Origin of the sequence: Mycoplasmopsis anatis, assembly GCF_900660655.1 — a bacterium.
In the GTDB taxonomy this organism is placed as follows: Bacteria; Bacillota_I; Bacilli_A; order Mycoplasmatales; family Metamycoplasmataceae; genus Mycoplasmopsis; species Mycoplasmopsis anatis.
Map to the genome: position 1 here is coordinate 245989 of NZ_LR215035.1, position 21233 is coordinate 267221.

General features: G+C 28.4%; 16 protein-coding genes, 1 tRNA gene and 1 pseudogene. 6 read left to right on the forward strand and 12 right to left on the reverse strand.

The annotated features are described in order from the left end of the window. Position 1: 1 nt before the first annotated feature. Both EXC66_RS01080 and pgmB read left to right on the forward strand, forming a co-directional pair. Positions 2–2377 (forward strand): glycosyl hydrolase family 65 domain-containing protein, encoded by a 2376-nt coding sequence (locus EXC66_RS01080; protein WP_040544253.1) that lies wholly within the window; start codon positions 2–4, stop codon positions 2375–2377. Beyond that, a complete protein-coding gene (pgmB, locus tag EXC66_RS01085; RefSeq protein ID WP_006886277.1) occupies positions 2370–3050 on the forward strand; it encodes a beta-phosphoglucomutase in 681 nt (226 codons plus the stop codon). The genes EXC66_RS01080 and pgmB overlap by 8 nt, the downstream gene beginning before the upstream one ends. Positions 3051–3246: 196 nt before the next feature. On the opposite strand, the gene obgE is transcribed toward pgmB, so the two are convergent. The 7 genes from obgE to gmk form a co-directional block, all read right to left on the reverse strand. Continuing rightward, positions 3247–4506 (reverse strand): GTPase ObgE, encoded by a 1260-nt coding sequence (gene obgE, locus EXC66_RS01090; protein WP_006886278.1) that lies wholly within the window; start codon positions 4504–4506, stop codon positions 3247–3249. 97 nt (positions 4507–4603) lie between these two features. Continuing rightward, positions 4604–4694, reverse strand: a tRNA-Ser gene (locus EXC66_RS01095). An 80-nt stretch (positions 4695–4774) separates the two neighbouring features. After that, complete coding sequence (locus tag EXC66_RS01100; protein WP_006886279.1) at positions 4775–5443, reverse strand: ribulose-phosphate 3-epimerase; 669 nt, start codon at positions 5441–5443, stop codon at positions 4775–4777. Continuing rightward, on the reverse strand, positions 5436–6281 hold the full coding sequence (rsgA, locus tag EXC66_RS01105; RefSeq protein WP_006886280.1) for a ribosome small subunit-dependent GTPase A: 846 nt from the start codon (positions 6279–6281) through the stop codon (positions 5436–5438). The genes EXC66_RS01100 and rsgA overlap by 8 nt, the downstream gene beginning before the upstream one ends. 6 nt (positions 6282–6287) lie before the next feature. Next, complete coding sequence (locus EXC66_RS01110) at positions 6288–7286, reverse strand: serine/threonine-protein kinase (protein ID WP_006886281.1); 999 nt, start codon at positions 7284–7286, stop codon at positions 6288–6290. Continuing rightward, on the reverse strand, positions 7279–8034 hold the full coding sequence (locus EXC66_RS01115; protein WP_006886282.1) for a PP2C family protein-serine/threonine phosphatase: 756 nt from the start codon (positions 8032–8034) through the stop codon (positions 7279–7281). The genes EXC66_RS01110 and EXC66_RS01115 overlap by 8 nt, the downstream gene beginning before the upstream one ends. Next, positions 8022–8633 carry a guanylate kinase gene (gene gmk, locus EXC66_RS01120; protein WP_006886283.1) on the reverse strand — a complete coding sequence of 204 codons (612 nt, stop codon included), beginning with the start codon at positions 8631–8633 and terminating at the stop codon, positions 8022–8024. Before gmk ends, EXC66_RS01115 begins: the two co-directional genes overlap by 13 nt. Positions 8634–8978: 345 nt before the next feature. Between gmk and EXC66_RS01125 the strand changes: the two genes are divergently transcribed. Continuing rightward, entirely contained in the window at positions 8979–9875 is an 897-nt protein-coding gene (locus EXC66_RS01125; protein WP_006886284.1) for a glucose PTS transporter subunit IIA, read from the forward strand. Between the two features lie 28 nt (positions 9876–9903). Then, positions 9904–10500 (forward strand): FMN-dependent NADH-azoreductase, encoded by a 597-nt coding sequence (locus tag EXC66_RS01130; RefSeq protein WP_006886285.1) that lies wholly within the window; start codon positions 9904–9906, stop codon positions 10498–10500. 380 nt (positions 10501–10880) lie between these two features. Here the strand turns inward: EXC66_RS01130 and aspS are convergent, their stop codons facing one another. From aspS to EXC66_RS01145, 3 genes are all read right to left on the reverse strand, one after another. Further along, positions 10881–12578 carry an aspartate--tRNA ligase gene (aspS, locus tag EXC66_RS01135; protein ID WP_006886286.1) on the reverse strand — a complete coding sequence of 566 codons (1698 nt, stop codon included), beginning with the start codon at positions 12576–12578 and terminating at the stop codon, positions 10881–10883. Between the two features lie 8 nt (positions 12579–12586). Beyond that, positions 12587–13870: a histidine--tRNA ligase gene (hisS, locus tag EXC66_RS01140; RefSeq protein ID WP_006886287.1), complete on the reverse strand. Its 1284-nt coding sequence runs from the start codon at positions 13868–13870 to the stop codon at positions 12587–12589. Between the two features lie 109 nt (positions 13871–13979). Further along, positions 13980–15362 (reverse strand): hypothetical protein, encoded by a 1383-nt coding sequence (locus EXC66_RS01145; protein ID WP_006886288.1) that lies wholly within the window; start codon positions 15360–15362, stop codon positions 13980–13982. A gap of 157 nt (positions 15363–15519) precedes the next feature. Between EXC66_RS01145 and EXC66_RS01150 the strand changes: the two genes are divergently transcribed. Both EXC66_RS01150 and EXC66_RS01155 read left to right on the forward strand, forming a co-directional pair. Beyond that, positions 15520–18006: a valine--tRNA ligase gene (locus EXC66_RS01150; RefSeq protein WP_006886289.1), complete on the forward strand. Its 2487-nt coding sequence runs from the start codon at positions 15520–15522 to the stop codon at positions 18004–18006. Then, positions 17994–18830 (forward strand): bifunctional 5,10-methylenetetrahydrofolate dehydrogenase/5,10-methenyltetrahydrofolate cyclohydrolase, encoded by an 837-nt coding sequence (locus tag EXC66_RS01155; protein ID WP_006886290.1) that lies wholly within the window; start codon positions 17994–17996, stop codon positions 18828–18830. Before EXC66_RS01150 ends, EXC66_RS01155 begins: the two co-directional genes overlap by 13 nt. Before the next feature lie 101 nt (positions 18831–18931). On the opposite strand, the gene EXC66_RS01160 is transcribed toward EXC66_RS01155, so the two are convergent. Both EXC66_RS01160 and glpK read right to left on the reverse strand, forming a co-directional pair. After that, positions 18932–19702, reverse strand: a complete 771-nt coding sequence (locus EXC66_RS01160) for an MIP/aquaporin family protein (protein WP_006886291.1) — start codon at positions 19700–19702, stop codon at positions 18932–18934. Between the two features lie 3 nt (positions 19703–19705). After that, positions 19706–21231, reverse strand: a pseudogene (glpK, locus tag EXC66_RS01165) (glycerol kinase GlpK). Positions 21232–21233 lie beyond the last annotated feature (2 nt).

Sequence of the window (21233 nt, forward strand, 5' to 3'; positions counted from 1 at the left end):
AATGAATTATTTAAAATACGATACAAAAAATAAGATTATTACACAAGATATTTTTAATCCTAATGTGACTGCCAAAACTGAAAGTATTTTTTCACTAGGAAATGGTTATTTAGGAATAAGAAGCGCTGACGAAGAAAAAAATGTATTTAATAAAGAAGATTTTTTTGTAAATGGTATTTTCAATAAAGATAGTGAAGACGAGGTTAGTGAGTTAGCTAACTTAGCTGATCTAATGACAAATACAATCTCCATAAATGGGATTGTTTTTCAAATTGAAAATACTGATATTTATAAAAAATCTCTTGATATAAAAAGAGGGATTTTACTCAGAGAAGTAATTGCTAAACGTAGTTTTGGGACATTTAAGCTTAGTTTTGAACGTTTTGTTTCACAAGATGATTTAAATGTTTATGGACAAAAAATTACAATTGATGTAATTGAATTAAACGATAATCAAGATATTGACATTCGCTTATTCCCATCAATTGATGCTACTGTAACCAATAGTGGAACTCAACACTTTTCTGAAGGTTCTAAATTAAGACCAACACAAACTTCTTTAAGAATGCAACAAAAAACAACTTTTAGTAAACGTTTAGTTGTGCACAATTTAGTAACAAAATTTTTAATTAATGGTGAATTAATCTCTGGTGGAACAGATGATTATATTATTGAAATCAAACGTAGACTAATTAGATTTAATATTAAAGCCAATGTTAAAACAGGTGATAGGTTAGAATTGTTCAAATTAATGTCTGTTCATACTTCAGTTGATGATGCAAATGAAATTTTAAGTGATGAAAAAGTTATTGAAAATGCTGATAAAAAGTTAGAAATGTTATTAACTTCTGATTATGAAACACTCAAAAATGAATCAATTAAAAAAATGAATGAAAAAGTGTGAAATCAGTTTGATGTTGAAATTTATGGTGATGAAAAATCTGAATACGAAAAACTTGCACTAGATTTTGGGATTTTCCATTTAAATAGTTTTGTTCCGAAACATTCTACATTCTTAAATGTCGGAGCTAAAGGACTTTCAGGAGAAGGATATCAAGGACATACATATTGAGATACCGAGTTTTTCATTAATCCAAATTATCTTTTTACTGAACCTAAAATTGTTCGCAATTTATTAACTTATAGATACAGAGGAATTGAATCAGCTCGTAATAAAGCTAAAGAAATTAAATTAAGAGAACAAGAAAGCAATCTAGAAGGAGCACAATATCCTTGAGAAATGGCTTGACCTACAGATGGTGAGGTTTGTCCATATTGAGGTCAAGCTGATGTGGTTAGTGGAAAACAAGTTCCTATTGCTTCTAGAAGACAAGAAATACATGTTTCTGCTGATGTCGCTTTTGCTATTCATCAATATTACAATATAACCAATGATCAAGACTTCATGGATAAGATGGGTTATGAAATGATCATTGACACTGCGATTTTTTACTCAAATAGAGCAGAAAAACAATCTGACGGTTCATATTCAATTAATGATGTAATGGGACCTAATGAGTATAAAGGAAATATTGATAATAACGCTTACATCAATCGTTTAGCTAAATATAATATTGATTTAGCTTTACATTATATTGACAAATTAACTAAAAACAATAGCAAATTACTTAATGAAATTCTCTCAAGAATTCCATATTCAGTTAATATTAATAAGCTTGAAGAAGTATCTAAGAAATTAAAGCAACAACTTCCAAATAATGACTTAATTATCGCTGAAAATGACCAATTTTTAGCTCTTCCAAGAATTGATGTCACACCTTTTCAACTTCTTGGAGATGCAGGTAAAAAATTATTTAGCACACAAGAAGGACATAAACGTCTTTGCTCTCAATTAGTTAAACAAGCTGATGTTGTTTTATTAACTTATTTGATGCCTGAGTTATATAATGAAGAAATTAGAAAAGCTAACTTTGAATTTTATGAACCAATAACAACTCATGATTCTTCATTAAGTGCTGCAACATATGCTATTGAAGCAATTAGATTAAGAAAAATGTCTAAAGCTTATCAATTATTTAGATACGCTATAAATATAGATATGGGTCAAAATATGCACTCTTCTGATGCGGGAATTCATGCTGGTAGTTTAGCAGCAATTTGGCAGATGATTGTTTTTGGTTATGGTGGTCTTTCATATTACGATGATAAAATTACTATAGATCCTGTTCTCCCTGAAAATTGAGATAAACTAAGATATAAATTTAGTTATTTAAATACATTAATTGAAGTATGTGTTGATAAGACTCACTTCATATTAAGAACTGTAAAACAAGGTGAAAAAGTAAAATTATGAGTTAGAGATTCATTAGTAGAGTTAAGTAATAATGAAACAAAATTTGAGGTAAGACATGCTTAAAGGTATTTTATTTGACCTTGATGGTGTAATTACTGATACAGCTAAATTACATTATTTAGCATGAAAAGAAATAGTAGCTGAATTAGGTGTAAATTATACTGTAGAAGAAAATGAAGGTCTTAGAGGATTGCCCAGAAAAGATACTTTATTAGCAATCCTAAAATTAAAAAATAAAGATATTCCATCAGATCATATTATTGATGATTTATGTCATAGAAAAAATGAATTATATAAAAAATATTTATCTGAAGAATTAAAATCAGACTCAGTTTTACCAGGAATAATTGAATTTATTAATGAAGCAAAAGCAAATAATATAAAATTAGCTATAGCTTCTAGTAGTTATAACGCTCCAGTAATTCTAAAAAAATTGGGAATTTACGATAAATTTGATTTTATTGTTAATCCTGGAGATGTAAAAAAAGGTAAACCAGCTCCGGATATTTTCATAGCTGCTGCAGAAGGATTAAAACTTCAACCTAATGAATGTATAGGTATTGAAGATTCGGTGGAAGGATTAAACTCTATTGTTTCGGCTAAAATATTTTCGGTAGCTATTACTAATAATTCTAACGAAGATTTTAGTAAGGCGGATGTTCAATTAAGTTTTACTAATTCACTTGACTTTAATAATATTAAAAAATTATTTCAAAGTAGTAAAGGCACCAATTAAAACGGTGCTTTTTTAATATTTTGATGTTCTAATTAATTCTCTTAAAATAATGTACAAAGATGATTTTATTTATTACATTCAAAGTTAAATTAATTTGAACAATTGCTAATCCAGCAAAGCTATTAAGTTCAATTTAGTCTAATTTTATGAAGTAACTGAATTGTTTTAGTTATGCAAATAAAAAAAGAGTAATAAATTACTCTTCTTCTCATTGAAATTGATATTCATAGATATTAACTGTATCGCCTGGTTTGATATCTAATTTAATTAATTGTTCTCATACTCCTATTTTTTTTAAAATATTGTTAAATCTTAATAGGTTATCATATGAATTTAGTGGAATTTTATTGTATAGTTCCAAAACCTTAGGTCCATATACTTCAAAATGACCATAGTAAGGAGAGATGACTGTATAAGGAGCTTCGTATGTGATTTCAACTTCAGTAGATTCTTCTTCAACTGGTTTCATAGTTTCTTTTTGAATCATTTCTCATAATACTTTTTTAACTAGTTCCATATTTTCACGATTTATTGCCGAAATTTCAATTAATGTTATTTCTGGGAAATTATCCTTAAATTTAGCAACATTATCTTTGAAGTGCTCTAAGTCTGACTTATTTGCAATAATTAATTGAGGTTTTAATTCTAATTTTAAATTACAATCTAATAATTCTTTTTGGATTGTTAAGTAGTCATTAATTGGATCCTTATTAGGATCACCAAAGTCAATAATATGAGCAATAACTCTACATCTTTCAATATGTTTAAGAAAACGAGAACCAAGTCCTTTACCTAAGCTTGCACCTTTAATTAATCCAGGTAAATCTGCCACAGTAAAGCTATTTTCGTAAAATTCAACCATTCCTAATTGTGGAACTAATGTAGTAAATTCATACTCAGCAACTTTTGCTTTTGCATTAGAAATAGCATTGAGGAATGTGCTTTTACCTGCACTTGGTTTACCTACAACCCCAACATCTGAAAGAATTTTAAGAACGATTTTTGCTTCAAATTTCTCACCAGGAAGTCCATTTTCACATATTCTTGGTGCTGTATTTTTAGATGTTTTGAATTTAGTGTTTCCCCTTCCACCTTTTCCACCTTTAGCGACTAAATAAGGTGTATCAGGTAGAATTACATCAGCTACAAGTTTATTAGCATTGTAAACAAGTGTTCCAACCGGAACTTTAATATATGTGTGTTTAGCGTTGGCACCATAAAGATTTTTTGGACCTCCTTTGACACCATCTTCAGCCACAATGTGCTTATTTTTGTAAAAACTTAGCAATGTATTTTTTCCTAAATCACCAACAAAATATACATTTCCGCCGTTTCCACCATCTCCACCATCTGGGCCACCTTTATCTACATGGGCTTCTCTACGGAAAGAAATCATTCCATCTCCACCTTTTCCGGCTTGGAGCACAACCTTAACTTCATCAACGAATTTAGCCATTCTTTCTCCTTATAAAATTATTTAAAATTATAAATTATTATATTTTTCTTTACAATCAATTATTTTGTGAATTTAAGCATTTTTTTAAATAAAAAAATGGCGGAACAGAGAGGATTTGAACCTCCGCGGGAGTTGCCTCCCCTACAGTCTTAGCAGGACCGCCTCTTCAGCCTCTTGAGTACTGTTCCAAGCAAAAGTATTATAACCTAAAAATATAAAATTACTAGCATTATTTTAAATTAATTGGTTAAATTATAGAACTTTTACCTTATTTAGAAAATCTTCTACCCAAAATTGATTTAATTTGTTCGCTAGTTGGATTTTTAACCAAGAAAGTTCCAGCTACGCAGGCATCTGCACCATATTTGAAACACTCAGGTCCAGTGATATTGTTAATTCCACCATCAACTTGAATCAAAAAGTCATATCCATTATCTATTCTTAATTTCTTAAGGTATTGAATTTTACCATAAGCACTTTCGATGAATTTTTGTCCACCTTTACCAGGTTCAACAGACATAACTAAAACTAAAGAAAGGTATTTTGCAAATTTATTCACAACTTCAACATTAGTATTTGGTTTAATTGCTAATCCTATTTTACAATAATGTGTATTTTTAGATTCCAATCAATCTAATAAAGACTCTTCATCAATAGACTCGTAATGAAAAGTAAAAACATCAACGTAGTCTTTTAATTCTTCAACATATTCTGTTGGGTTTTCGACCATTAAATGTACATCTTTAAAATGTTCCTTGGTATTTTTAGAAATATTTATAATTTCTTGCTTTGAAATTGCTAAGTTAGGAACAAATTTACCATCCATAACATCATAATGAATTCAACTAATACCATTATTAATTAGTGTATTTGCCATTTCGACTCTTTTGTTGACATCTACATTCAATAAGCTTGGTGTAACGAATTTTTTACTCATTTCATCTCTCCTTTTTTGTCTCTTTACTTAATTTTAAATAATTTTTATATCTTCATTGTGGAATTGAAATGTTAATTTGCCTTTTGATTGCACAATCATGTAAGTTTTCATTTATATGTAAACATGAACGATATTTACAATTTGGAAAATGTTTTTTAAATAGTTCAAAACTTTGAGCTAATTCTAGTGAATTTATGTCCAAATCCAATGAACTGAAACCTGGAGTGTCAATCAATTCTCCGTTATTAAATTCAATAATTCTAACTACTCTAGTTGTATGTTTTCCCCGGCCAAGAGCTTTACTAATTTGTTGTGTTTCAAAATTATTTTTGGACAAACGATTAATGGTTGTTGTTTTACCTACTCCAGTTTGTCCTAAAAATACATTTGTTTTATCCTTAAATATTTGTCTAATCTTATTCAAATCAGATTCATTTTTATTATCAATTAAGTAAACTTCATATCCGCATTTTTTATATTCTTCAATTCAATAAAAATTATCTACAAGATCAATTTTAGTGAAAAATAATACTGGTTTAATTTCCTTAAACTCAATAATTGAGAGGAATTTATCCATTAAAAATGAACTGAATTCAGGCTCTTTTAAACTCATGACAACAATAACTTGGTCTACATTAGCAACCTTAGGTCGAATAAAATTATTTTTTCTGTTTAGAATTTCTAAAATCATCTTATCGTCATGTTCAACAAAATCACCAACTAATGGTGTTAGATTATTAAATCTTAGCTTACCACTACCTGGAATTGAAATTATTGAATTATCTAAGTTTTTTATTTCATATATTCCTGAAACTATTGAATAAATTTTGCCTTTCATATTCTCCTAAATTAAAATTGAAATTGTTATTAAGATTGCGCTGATTAAAACCAATACAGAAATCAAGATAAGATTGAATCTTCAACTACTTGTGTAATCAGCTATATTTTTTTTAACTTTGGCAGTTTTTGCTGAAATAGGAGCTTCAAGCGAACGTGATGTAAGTAAGCAAGTATCGATATCTTTTCTAAATTCTCACATCGATTCATACCGGTTATTTGGATTTTTAGCAGTTGCTTTTAGAATTACATTTTCTAATGCCTGTGGTACTTCTCTAAATTCTCTGACTCTAGGGAACTCGTTTTCTTTATGCATTTGAATTGTTTGAATAGCATTTTTGTTAGTAAATGGATATTTTCCAGTCAACATTTCAAAAAGTAACACACCAAGTGCGTATATATCGACTTGCTTAGTGATTTTAGTATTATCATCGATTAACTCCGGTGCCAAATAATACACTGAACCAATTATACTATGTGTTTTAGTCAAACGTTGATTATTGTGCTCGCTTGACATAGAAATCCCTAAATCGATTATTTTAACAGTTAATTTATCTGAAATAAGAATATTGGTACTTTTAATATCTCTATGAACAATTCCATTAGAGTGTAGCTCTCCAATACCAGCAGCAATTTGTTTTGCAAAACTTACAGCTAAGCGCGAATTCAAAAAGCCATTTTCTTCAATCATTGATTTTAAGCTTTTACCATTAACATATTCCATTACAAAATATTGTTCTTTTTCATCAATGTGGTAATCAAAAAGTTTGGGAACATTAGGTGAACTGATTTTTTGAAGCAGTTCAATTTCTCGTTTGAAACGTATATAATTGTTGTTATTATTGTCTTGAATACGGTATTTTAATGCGTATAACTCATTAGGTTTATTTTTTTTATTAACCAAAAAAACTGAACTCATTCCACCTGTTCCAATTAATTTTAATATTGTGTAACTTTTATAAACTCTTGATTCTCTAAAAGGTAATTCTGTATAACTTCTAGACATAATCTTCCTCATCAAAATCTATAATTGCGACACTCATATTATCGTTGGAATTAGCTATTTGAGCACTAGTTAAAATTGTTTCAATTCTACTTTTTAGAGATAAGTCCGAATTTTTTACAATAAGTTCAATTTCATCATTATTTATAAAACCATGAATTCCATCACTTGTTAGCAAGATGCTTTTAGTCTTCATGTAACTTTCAGTGTTTAATTCAAATACTTCTAAGGTTGTTTTTTTACTTGGACCAAGAGCACTTGTTAAGTATTTAGACTCTCTTTGAGAATTGGCTACTATTTTATCGTATCCTTCTTGAATTAATTGATTGTAATAATTGTGATCTACGGTTATTTGGATTAGATCATCATTTTTATTGAGTATGTATGTTCGTGAGTCTCCTGAGTTGAAAATAATAATTTTCTTTTGTTTTCTGAAAATAAGTGCAGCAGTTAAGGTTGTCCCCATATCATGCATTTCTTCATTAATTGATTGTTTTTTCATGTTTATTTTGACAATATCAATCAAGTCATAGAATCATTTTTTATGATCAGCTAGATTCTGGTTAAAGCTATTTAGGAATTCATTAACAATTACATTTACAGCTATTGATGAAGCAAAAGAACCACCGAAGTGGCCTCCCATTCCATCACATAAAAGTGCTAAAACGGTATTATCTTTTTCTATAATTTCAACTCTATCTTGATTTTCGTCTCTAAAATCACCTTTAATCGATTTTGCTAATCATTGCATTTAATACCTAACTCCTTGTAAAGAATTTCTTTAATTTCATTAGCAGCACGTTCAGGTATATCGTTAATAATTTTATACTTAAATACACTAGATTCAGCAATTTCCTCAGTCGCTTTGTGTAATCTAGCTTTCATTGTATGGATATCTTCCGAACCTCTTTTTAAAATTCTATTTTTTAGATCGTCAATCGAAGGCGGAAGTAAAAAAATTGTAATTAAATGATATCTAGGATCATCCTTTAATTTTTGAATTACCTGTTTAGCACCACGAGTTTCAATCTCCAACATTGGAGTCATCCCGCGATTTGAAATTCTAGTTAACTCAGTATATAAAGTTCCATAGTAATTATCAAAATGATAAGAAAATTCAATAAATTCTCTTCCTTTTATCATTTGTTGAAATAATGATTTATCGTAAAAATAGTAATGTATTCCGTTAATTTCACCTTCTCTTGGTTTTCTAGTGGTTGCAGAACAAGATAGCGATAAGCGTAACTCATCGTATTCAAATAATAATCTTTCTACTGTTCCTTTACCAACTCCACTAGGACCAGAAAAAATAACTAACGGGGTTTTCTTTATAATACTATCTTTATCCATAATTAATTGTTATTATATATTTTTATTTATTTTTTACTAGCAATATTTATATTAAATTTTTATTGTTCTTTTAGTAGAAAAAAAGATTTAATTTGCAAATTAAATATATAAATTGCAGTTTTATTAAAATTATTATGAATAAGACTTATAAATTATTATCATTTTATATTAGTATGACCTTATGACATATTTGCTAACTTATTAATTAATGTAAGATTATTAAAAATCATATTTTTAAGCGTTGGTTATGGAAAAAAAACCATAACAAAATATTAGCTAAGTTCTTAAAAATCTTATATTGAATTTAATATATTATAATTAATTATAGTTTAACAAGGAGTAATAATGAGTTTTCTAAATAAATTAAAATCAATTTTTATTAAAAAAGAAGAAGGATCAACAGAAGTTCCCTCACAATTTATCCAAGATTTAGTTTTTAATCTTGGTGGTATAAGTAATATTACTGGATTTAATAATGGTGCAACAAGCTTAAGATACGATGTTAAAGATAGTTCTAAAGTTAATGTTGTTGAACTAGAAAAAAACGGAGTTGAAAAAGTTACGATTATTGGCCCTAGATATGTAGAAATTAAATTAGGAGAAAAAGCTGACGAAGTAAATGCAGAAGTTCGTAAATTTATTACATACTTCAAAAAAATCGAAGCAAGTACTGTGCATGTTCAAGAAGGAAATTTAGCTCCTAAGAAAGTTCAAGAAGAAGCTGAAAAAAAAGAATGTAACAGTGATACATGTTTATCACAAACATATGATGAGGATGTAGAAAAAGTAGAGTTATTAGGAATTACTAACTCTAAAATCCTAAGTGTAGAATCATTAAATGATGGTGTATTTAGTGAAAAAATGTTAGGTGATGGGATTGTATTTGATATTTCAGATAAGGAAATTGTTGATATTATCTCACCAATTGATGGAACATTAGAAGTGTGTTTCCCTTCTAAACATGCCTATGGCATTGTTTCACCAAATGGATTAAATATTTTAATTCACATTGGTATTGATACAGTTAATTTAGGTGGTATTGGATTCGAAACCTTTGTAACTCAAAATGAGAAAATTAAAAAAGGTCAAAAATTAGTTACTGTAAATGTAAAAAGAATTTTACAAGATAATTTAAATCCAAATGTTATTTTAATAGCTACAAATGAATCTAAATTCAAAAAATTTACAGAAGTTAAGAAAAATTCTAAAGTAAATGAAGTTGTCGCAGTGATAACAAAATAAAAATTTTAATAAATAGAAAGAAGGAAAAATGAAAGTTTTAGTACTAAAAGGTCATCTTGTTGCTGATGCTAACTCATTCTCAAATAAAGTAGCTGATTATTTAATTGATAAAGTACAGTCTAAATATATCGATTCAGAAATTGAAGTAATTAATTTAGCTGATACTAAATTATCAGAAGTATTTCTTACACAAAAATCATTTACAACTTATTATTCTGATGTTGAAAGTTCTAAATGAATCGCAAAAATTAAAGAAGTTGATAAAGTTATTATATCTGTTCCTATGATTAATTTTGGTCCTTCTATAATTGTTAAGAATTTCATAGATGCAATATCAGTTGCAGATCAAACTTTTTCTTATAAATACAGCAAAAAAGGAGATGCAATTGGTTTATTAACAAATATTGACGTAACAATTATTGCATCACAGGGTGCTCCCGAAGGTTGATATTTATGAGGTAATCACTTATCTTGACTTGAAGGAACATTCAAATTTTTAGGTGCAAAAAAAGTACAATCGCTTTTAATTTCAGGAACAAAAGTTAACTTGGCAAAATCCTTAAATAATGGTGAATTGATTGATGAATATAGCAAAAGAATCGATTCACTTGTTGAAAATTTATAATAATATAATTACCTTTATTGGTATTTTTTTGTAACTTGATTGTACCTTGAAGTTGAAATATATTTGTGCTAGTGTCTTTTTTATTCAAAATAAAAAAGAGAAACAAATCAATCTACAAACGTTTCTCTTTTAACTGATAATATGGAATAAGGTCATATATATTGCACACAATCAATTCAAAAACAATGAATAATAATTTCTCCACACATTTTTTCCACCAGCCATATTAATGATATTTGAACTTATTTTGAACTAATTAACTTAATTTAGTTATAACGTTTCACTAAAAAACAATATATGTTTACCTTACATTTTTATTAAATAACTAAAAAAGTTGACAGGATTAACTGTTAACTTTTTATTCTAGTTTTATTGAAGTTTTATTTTTCTTCTTCAATCACTTTGATAAACAACTCTTGAAGTTGTTCTTCAGAAACTCCACTTGGTGCTTCTGTGAAGACATCTTGATTTTTTGCATTTTTAGGGAACGCAATAACATCTCTAATTGTTTTGTGGTTAGCTAAAATCATTGTTAGTCTATCCATACCTAAACCGATTCCGCAGTGTGGTGGAACTCCGTAATTGAAAGCTTTTAGGAAGAAACCAAATTTTGATTCTTGTTCTTCCTTGCTCATACCGATTAGTTCAAACATTTTTTGTTGCATTTGAGGATCGCTGATTCTAGCAGAACCAGAACCTAATTCAAAACCATTCAATACTAGGTCATAGCTTTTAGCACGTAATTTTGAAAGTTCCAAAGTGTTAATTTCTTCTAAAGTATTATCAAATTGAGTAAACGGATGGTGTGCTGCTTGCCAACGTTTGAATGTTTCATCATACTCAAACATTGGTCAATCAACTATTCAACTAAAGTTATATTCATCACGAGCATAACTAAACATGTTATTCAATTCAACACGAACTGCTCCAAGAGCCTTAGAAGCATTTTCAAAATCATCAGCAACAACAAAATATGAACCATCACCATAAATTTGAATAAGTTTATTTACTTCATCAGCAACTTTTTTAGCGAAATTTGAATGAGTAACAACACCATTTTCTACAACAAAATAGAACAATATTTTGGCTTTATTTTTATTTGCAATTTCTTCAAGTACCTTAAAATCTTTTTTGGTAATTATCGAAGGAACTTTAAGCATTCTTTTGCTTTTTGCATCTCTAATTACATTAAAGTCTGTATTGTTGCAGAATGAATCAATATCAATAATTTTATATTCATATCTTAAGTCCGGTTTATCTGTCCCATAGTCTCTAATACAGTCATCAAATTTTAATCTTTGAAATGGAGTTTTAATATCATGACCAATTTTTTTCATAAAGTGTTTAAATAAACCTTCAACTATTTCTTGGAATTTATCAACTGACATAAAACTTACTTCGATATCTAATTGAGTAAATTCTGGTTGTCTATCTTTTCTAGAATCTTCATCTCTGAAGCATCTAGCAAATTGATAATATCTTTCAAATCCAGCAACCATTAGTAATTGTTTAAATAATTGTGGTGATTGAGGCAATGCGAAAAATGATCCTTTAGTTCTAGTTGGAACTAAAAAGTCTCTAGCTCCCTCAGGCGTAGCCTTGGCTAACATTGGAGTTTCTAATTCAGTAAAGTCATTTTCTTGCATATATTCTCTAATGTGATAGAAAATTTTATTTTTAAGTGCAAGAGTTTTTTGCATAACTGGTCTTCTTAAGTCTAAATATCTATATTTTAGTCTTAAATCTTCTTTTACTTCGATTTCATCTTTGATTGAAAAAGGTAATTCAGCAGAGCTTGAGAGAATTGTGAAGTTATCAACAACAACCTCAATATCTCCAGTTTCTAAACTTGGATTTTTATCTTTTCTTTCTACAACCAATCCTTGTACTTCTAAAACACTTTCTTTTGAAAAATTAATAGGTTTATTAAAAACTAGTTGAGTAATTCCGTATTTGTCCCTTAAGTCAACGAAATTTAATTCACCAAATCTTCTTTTGTTAGCGACCCATCCATAAAGAGTAACTTTTTGACCAACATTTTCTAATCTTAATTCATTATTTTTAATTTCTTTTTTCATAATTATCCTTAGTTATTTTTAATCAAATTCATAATATTTATTAGAATTGAATCATTTTTTTCCAATTGATATGTTTCTTTAGTTTTTAAATTCTTGAGTAATATTTTGTCTTTTACTTTAACATCATCAAATAATAAGAATTTAGCATTGTATTTTTGAGCATGGTTGAATATTTTTTTAATTTTTATTTCTTCGGGATTAAATTCAACACTAATGTTATTTTTTCTTAAGTTATTAACTAATTCAAAAATTATTCTTTTATTTTCAATATTGTCAGTACTTGTTGCAGCGAAAACTTCAACTGAATCAATGTTTTGTTGTAATTTTTCATTTATTTCCGGATGAAGTTCTTTAATTAAGGTCATCATACGGTCTACACCAAGACCAAATCCGATACTTGAAAGTTCCGGTCCACCAAGTTCATTAATTAATTTTGAATATCTTCCACCGCCAAGAATAGTTAATTCTGTGTCTTGATCTTTAACAACAAATTCAAACACTAATTCATCATAATAATCTAACCCTCTTACTAAATCTGTGGAAATAGTAAATTTGATGTTCTGATTTTTAAGATTATTACAAATTGATTCGAAGTAATCCCGTGAACTTGAACTTAGATAATCAATAATTTTTGGACATTTTTTAATAAATTCATGCTTTGAATCAACTTTATCATCAAGAATTCTTAAAACTTTACGTTCATCTAATCTCTCTTTACTTGTTTGAGTTAGTTGATCATAATATGGAATGAGAAAGTTATAAACATCTTCTTCATATTTTTTTCTAGTTTCAATATCGCCGATTGAATTAATTTTTAATTCAATTTGTTTATCAAAGTCAAAATATTTCTGAATGATTTCCTTGGCCATTAAAATTACTTCAACATCATATAATGGATTCTTATTTGAGATATATTCAATTCCGGCTTGAATAAACTGACGGTAACGACCCTTTTGAGGTTGTTCATATCTAAACATAGGTCCAAAATAAGCAAATTTACTTTGATCTACATATCACTTATTTTCAATCAAAGCACGTATAAATGGTGCAGTACCTTCAGGTCTAAGACAAATTGAACGTTTACCCTTATCTAAGAAATCATACATTTCCTTACGCACCATATCACTTGATTCATTTGAGCGCTTAAATAATTCTGTAGCCTCAAAAATTGGAGTTTCAATCATTTTAAAATTGTAAATTTTAGTTAAGTTACTAAAATTATTATAAATATCATCTCTTAAAGCAACATCGTATTTGTCATAATCTTTTGTGCCTTTAATTTTAAAAATCATATTGCTCCATTCATGTTATAAATATTAATTAAATTTTACATTATTTTAAAATATTATTAGTTAGTTAAACACAATAAAAAAGGTTAATTTATAAAATTAACCATAAATTTTAGTAATTAAAAATAATTGCAATAAATTCTAAATCATCTTGTGATATTGTGATTAAATTGGAAGTTATTAAATTTTGTAAAATTTGAGTGTATTCCGGAAAGATATTAACCTCTCCTTCGGTTCTTTTTAGTGTTAATTTATTAATTTTTGAATCATTATTTTTTTCTTCTGAAATGTTTGAAATTACTAAATTACTTAGACTTGTAATGAATACCGCACCAGTTTTATCTGTTGCCTTAATTCTTGTTACTGATTTTAATTTTGGATTTCTCTTTAGTACTTCGTTGATAATGTTAGTGATTGAAATTGTAAGTTCTTCATCAATATCTTCATCTTGATTTGAGATGAATCGATCTTGATTCTTAATGTATTCAATGGCAACTACGTCTTCATTTGAATTTTTGATAAATTTAGAATTAGCATTCGATGAGTCTAAATCATTTTCAAAGATTCTTCAAGTTTCTAAAGTGGTTACAAAAGCTGGTTGAACTTCGAAATTTATATTATGAATGAATTTTTGAGGGATTATTAATCCTTTTTTTATCTCGTTGTTTTGAATCAAATCGGCATATGTTAAAGCTTTAACGGTAGCTTGAAAACATAAAAATGAATATGACATTTGTTCTGGTGTTTTCTCTTCAAAATTATCTAAAGTTTTTTGAATTAATTGCAATAATTTATCTTCAGTTTTAACTTGGAATAAATTATTTGCTAATTTGTATAACTCAGGTTTATTTTCTTTTATATATTCCAAATATGATTTGTGTAAGTTGAATGTTAATAAAGTTGATTTATTAAACATAGATTTTCTATAGTTTGTATTAGCCTCACTAATTTTGTTAATGATTTTGTTATCAAATTTGTTTTCTGAGTCATTGATAGCAGTGTTTAAATTTTGTGTAACAGCAACAATTTTTTGTGTATTTATTTCTCTTGCAGAGTTTTCGAATTCATCTAGTTTTTGATTTAAGTCAATTTCTCTAGATTGCGAAATTTTAATTAATAATTCATCAATACTCGAAGTTAAGCTTTTAAACGAAACAGTTTCATTGGATGAAATTGAGGCAAGTATTTCTTTTAAATTATTTGCAAATCTCTCAGCTAAATCAATGGAAGAAATTGAAAATTCTAAGTATTTTTTTTGAATTGATTTAAAGTTATTTTTTCTAAAATCATCAACATTTTTTTCTAGAAAAAAATCATTGTCTAAATCTACTACAAATGAATTTTGATAATTAAAACTTAGGTTATTTTCAATGTTTTTGGTTGGTTTATCTGGATTAATTGGTTTATCATTTGAACATGACGCTGATAGTGTAGTAAATGTTGGTAGCAAGATTACTGAAGAACCAAGTAAGATTTTATTTTTAATTTTTTTCATCATTCCTCTTTTAATAAATTAATTTTATATTAATAAATCTAAAAATAAAACTAAAAAGTTAAAAAGTCTTAGATGTCGCTCAAAACCTGAAAATACATATTTGTGGTAAAATATGAATATAAATATTTTAAATAATATTTTGTAAAAAGAGGAAACCGTGGAAAAAATTTATAATCACAAAGAAGTTGAGAAAAATATTGAGAAAAAATGACAAGAAAAAAGATATTTCATGAATCATGATGAGAGAAAAAAACCGTTTTCAATACTTTTACCACCTCCTAATGTTACAGGAAAATTACATCTCGGACATGCATTAGATTCCTACATTCCTGACACTATTATTCGTTACAAAAAATTGAATAATTATGATGTGTTTTGAATAGCGGGTATGGATCATGCGGGAATTGCAACACAAGCTAAAGTTGAACAAACTTTATATGAAAACAAAGGTTTGACAAGACATGATTTAGGTAGAGAAGAATTTCTAAAATTAGTTTGAGAATGAAAAAAAGATTATGCTCAAACATTTAGAAAACAGTGAGCATCATTGGGGTTAGCGTTAGATTATGCTAACGAGAGATTTACATTAGATGAAAGTGCTAATAATGCTGTTCTAAAAGTATTTATTGAACTTTACAACAAAGGACTAATTTATAGAGATATTAAAGCAATAAATTGAGATCCAGAATTAGAAACAGCTTTATCAAATATCGAAGTTGTTAATAAACCAACTGAACAAAAAATGTACTATATTAAGTACTTTATTGAAAACTCAAGTGAATTTTTAGAAGTGGCAACAGTTAGAACTGAGACATTACTTTCAGATGTTGCTCTAGTATATAATTCGGAAGATAAAAGATATAAACATCTTCAAGGAAAATTTGCAATTCACCCAATCACTAAAAGAAAATTACCAATAATTGAAGATGATTATGTAGATAAAGATTTTGGTTCAGGTGTTATGAAATTATCAGCTCATGCTGAAGTTGATATTGAAATAATTAAAAAACATGGATTGGAAATTATTGAAACTATCGATAAAAGAGGATATATTAATTCTCCTAATTCTACCTTTGATAAGTTAGAAAGATTTGAAGCTCGTGAAGCTATTGCAAAGTTCTTGAGCGAAAATAATTATTTAACTAAAGTTGAAAATTCAATATCAAACGTTGGATATAGTGATAGAAGTAAAGCGCCAATTGAAATTCTTGTCATGCCTCAATGATTTGTTAAAATGGATAAATTTGCCAAAGACATTTTAGAACATCTTAATAGTGAAGAAAAAGTTGATTTCTTCCCATCACGTTTTGAAAGTACATTAAAACAATGAATGGAAAATGTTTATGATTGAACAATTTCTAGACAACTTTGATGAGGTCACCAAATTCCATGTTGATACAAAAATAATGAAATTAAGGTTCAAATAGAATGTCCAGGAGAAGGTTGAGTTCAAGATCAAGATGTGCTTGATACTTGATTCTCTAGCGGCCTTGCTCCTTTCGCTTTCTTGGGATGGCCTGATAACGATGAAAAACTTAAGAGATATTATCCAGGAGATGTTCTAGTCACAGGGTATGACTTAATTTTCTTCTGAATTGCTCGTATGTATCTTTTTGGATTAGAATTTCAAAATAAAAAACCATTTAAGCATGTATTACTTCACGGTTTAATAAGAGATGAACAAAATAGAAAAATGTCTAAATCATTAAATAATGGTATAGATCCAATTGATGTTGTAGAAAAATATGGTTCAGATGCATTAAGATGGTTTTTAATTGCAAATACAACTCCAGGAATGGATATTAGATATTCTCCTGAAAAAATTCAGGTCGCATGAGCAATGAATAATAAACTTTGGAATATTGCAAGATATATTTCAGAAATGGAAGATAATTCAAGTACTAAGTACACAGATGCTGATAAATGAATCACTAATAAAATTATTGCTCTTCAAAGTAATATCGATAAATTTATGGAAAAATATGAATTTACATTAATGTGTGCAGAAGTTAACAAATTTATTTACAACGATTTTAGTTCTTGGTATATTGAATTGATTAAGTTGAATGCTTCTAAAAAAGTTTCATTAGAAATCCTTAAAAATATTTTGATTATACTTCATCCCTTTATGCCATTTATCACTGATAGATTATTTAGTGATATCTTTAATGAAGAATTATTAGAATACTCTTGACCTAAACTGGAAAAATTTGAAAATGTTGAGTATATTGATACATTAATTGAAATAATTTCAACAATAAGAAGGTATCGTGAAGAAAATCAAATTTCAAAAAAAGAAGTTATAAATTATTACTTTGATAATGAATTAAATGAAATAGCCAAAGAAACTATCAAAAAGATGGCAATTGCTGAATTTAAAAATAACAATGATGCAATTTTTGCGTTAAATTCGGGTAATTTATTTATCGAAATTGATACAAATCAAAGAGAAATTAATAAGCAAAGATTACTTGAAAAAATTGAAAAAGTTAAGTTTGAAATTAATAGAGCAACAAATATGTTAAATAATAAAAGCTTTACTGATAAAGCTCCAGCTGATAAAGTTCAAGCTGAAAGAGATAAGCTTGAAAAATACCAAGAAGAACTTAAAATTTACGAGGAGGAACTTAGATGCAAATATTAAGTGGTGTTGAATTAGCTAAAAGTGAGTTAGAAAAATTAAAAAATGAAATTGATTCAATGAACTTACCAAGAAAAATTCGTCTTGGGATTGTTCAAGTAGGTGATAATCCAGCTTCTAACAAATATGTTCAAAACAAAATTAAAAAAGCCGAATACTTAGGTATTGAAGCTACATTATACAAATATGATGAGTCAATTAGTCAAGATAGACTACTTAAAAAAATGGATTCAATTAATGATTACAGTGATGGAATAATCGTTCAATTACCATTGCCAAAGCACATTCCAACTCAAGTTATTATGGACGCAATTCCATATGAAAAAGATATTGATGGATTAAGTAACAGAAATGAATTTGCTTTATATAACGGTTCTAGAACTAAAGATAAATTCTTTGTTCCAGCTACCGCTAGAGCTGTTTTAGAATTGATGGAACACTACAATATTAAAGTTGAAGATAAAAGAGTGGCTGTTATTGGTAGAAGTTATTTGGTTGGTAAACCGGTTGCTCACATTATCAAAAGAATGGGTGCATCAGTCGCTACTTATGATGAGCACACAGGTATTAAAGGTGTAGAAAATGCTGATATTGTTATTGTTGCTGCTGGTGAAGCTAAATTAGTTAAAGAGCCTAATGTTAAAGAAGGTGCTATAGTTATTGATGTAGGAACTAATTTAGATGATCATTTACCTGATGTAATTTCTGGTGATGTTGATTTTGAAAGTGTTAAAGATAAAGTTGCAGCAATTACACCTGTGCCTGGCGGTGTTGGACCTATGACTGTAGTTTGTCTTCTTAAGAATTTAGTAGATTCAATAAAATAGAAATCGTAAAAAGAATTATAAATTTTGAATGACATCGTAATTTATATGTTATGATGTTTTTTAAATTTAAAAATCCAATCATTAAGATTGAATTTTATTATTTAGGCAGCTATCTTTAATAATCCAAAGACAACAATAGATACAAATGCCCCAGCTAATAATGGAGATAAACCAGGAACTAATAAACCATATTTAAAGTCTGCACTTGGAGCATCTTTTGCGTCTTTGAACATTAATTTTACTGTTAAGAAATATACAAATCTAGGAACTAAATCTCTAACTGGGTTGATTGCGTAACCTGTTGCAGAACCAAGAGACATACCAACTCCTAAAACAACAAATGGAACTGCCATAGCACCAACTTGGCTGAATCCATCATATTTGCTACCTGCTGCAATCAATCCGATTAAAACAGCTGTACCAACGAATTCATACATCATATTGTGTGCGTATTTATTAGGATGTGAAGCACCAGTACATGAAGAACCTTTCAATAATCCAAGTTCATTTTCTTTAATGTGATTTCAGTTAATTACATTAAGAATAACTTGCCCTAAGAACGCTCCTACAATTTGACCTAAAACATATAGTCCGTGTTTTCCAGCTTCAGTACCAGTTAATGTATTTGATAATAGTTTATCAAAGAAACTTCATACTGTAACTGCTGGATTTAAATGAGCAACCGCTCCTTGGAATAAATAAGCTGCGACGATTCCACCAAAAACCGCTATTGCTCATCCAAATGTAATTAGAACTCAGTTTGATGTTTTGTGTGCAAACATATTTTTAAAATTTGCTGATGCACATACACCATTACCAAGAATTATAAGAACCATTGTACCTATAAGTTCACTTAAAAATGCTATTGCCATTTATTATTTTACCTCGATTTCTTTTACTCAGTTAAATGTACGTTTAACTGCTTCATCTCAACCACGAATTAATTTTTTAACTTCTTCGGAAGATAATTGTGGTGAAAATTCTTTATCAACCATTGTATTCTTTTCAATTTCGTCAAGATTATCTCAATATTTTGTTGCTAGTCCAGCTAGGAAAGTAGCACCTAATGCAGTAGTTTCAACATTTTTTGGACGAATTACTTTAACATCAGAAATTGATGATTGGAATTGCATTAAATAGTTTGAATTTGATGCTCCACCATCCACTTTAAGAACTTCAATTTTTTTATCAATATCAGCAGCCATGGCTTTAATTAAGTCATTAGATTGAAATGCTATAGATTCTAATGTAGCTTTAACAATGTGTTCTTTCTTAGTACCTCTTTCTATACCAAAAATAGCTCCACGTGAGTATGAATCTCAATAAGGTGCTCCCAATCCAGTAAATGATGGTACTAAGTACACTTGGTGTGTGTTATCTTTTTCAGCCAATGCAGCATAGAAATCAGACTCAGCTGAATTATAGATTAATTGTAATCCATCACGAATTCATTGAATAGCAGCTCCAGCGATAAAAACAGATCCTTCAAGTGCATAAACTGGTTTTTCTTTGCCTAGTTGTCAAGCAACAGTTGTTAACAATTTATTTTTTGATAGAATAGGTTTTTCACCTATATTCATTAATGTAAAGCAACCTGTTCCGTAAGTGTTTTTAACCATACCAACTTTATTACATAATTTCCAAATAAAGCTGATTGTTGGTCTCCGGCTACTCCGGCGATTGGAACTTCCCCTGTTGCTCTTAATGATCAATGTTTTGGATCAACAATTCCATACACTTCACTAGAAGATTTAACTTCAGGAAGGATTGAACGAGGAATTTCAAATAATTTAAGTAATTCATCATCTCAATCCATTGTGTTTATATTGAATAGTAATGTTCTTGAAGCATTTGATACGTCGGTTGCATGTACTTTTCCGCTTGTTAATTTTCAAATTAATCATGTGTCGATTGTACCTGCTAGTAATGTACCACTTTCTAACGCTTTTTGTGCTTCTGGAACATTTTTTAGAATTCATCTTATTTTTGTTCCGCTAAAGTATGGATTAATAATTAACCCTGTTTTTTCCCTAACCATTTCTACATGTTCGGTTAAAGTATCACAGTAGTCACTAGTTCTTCTGTCTTGTCAAACAATAGCATTATATACTGGTAATCCAGTTACTTTATTTCATAAAACAACTGTTTCACGTTGATTCGTAATACCAAGTGCTGCAACATCATTAGATTTAATGTTAGCTTTGTTTTTGGCTGATTGCATTGTTGACAGTTGGGTGTTCCAGATTTCTAATGCATCGTGTTCAACTCATCCACTTTTTGGATAATATTGTGTAAATTCATGTTGAGATGTAGATACAATATTAGCATTATGGTCAAATACAATTGTACGACATGATGTTGTACCTTCATCTAATGTAATAATATATTTTTCTTTATTCATAG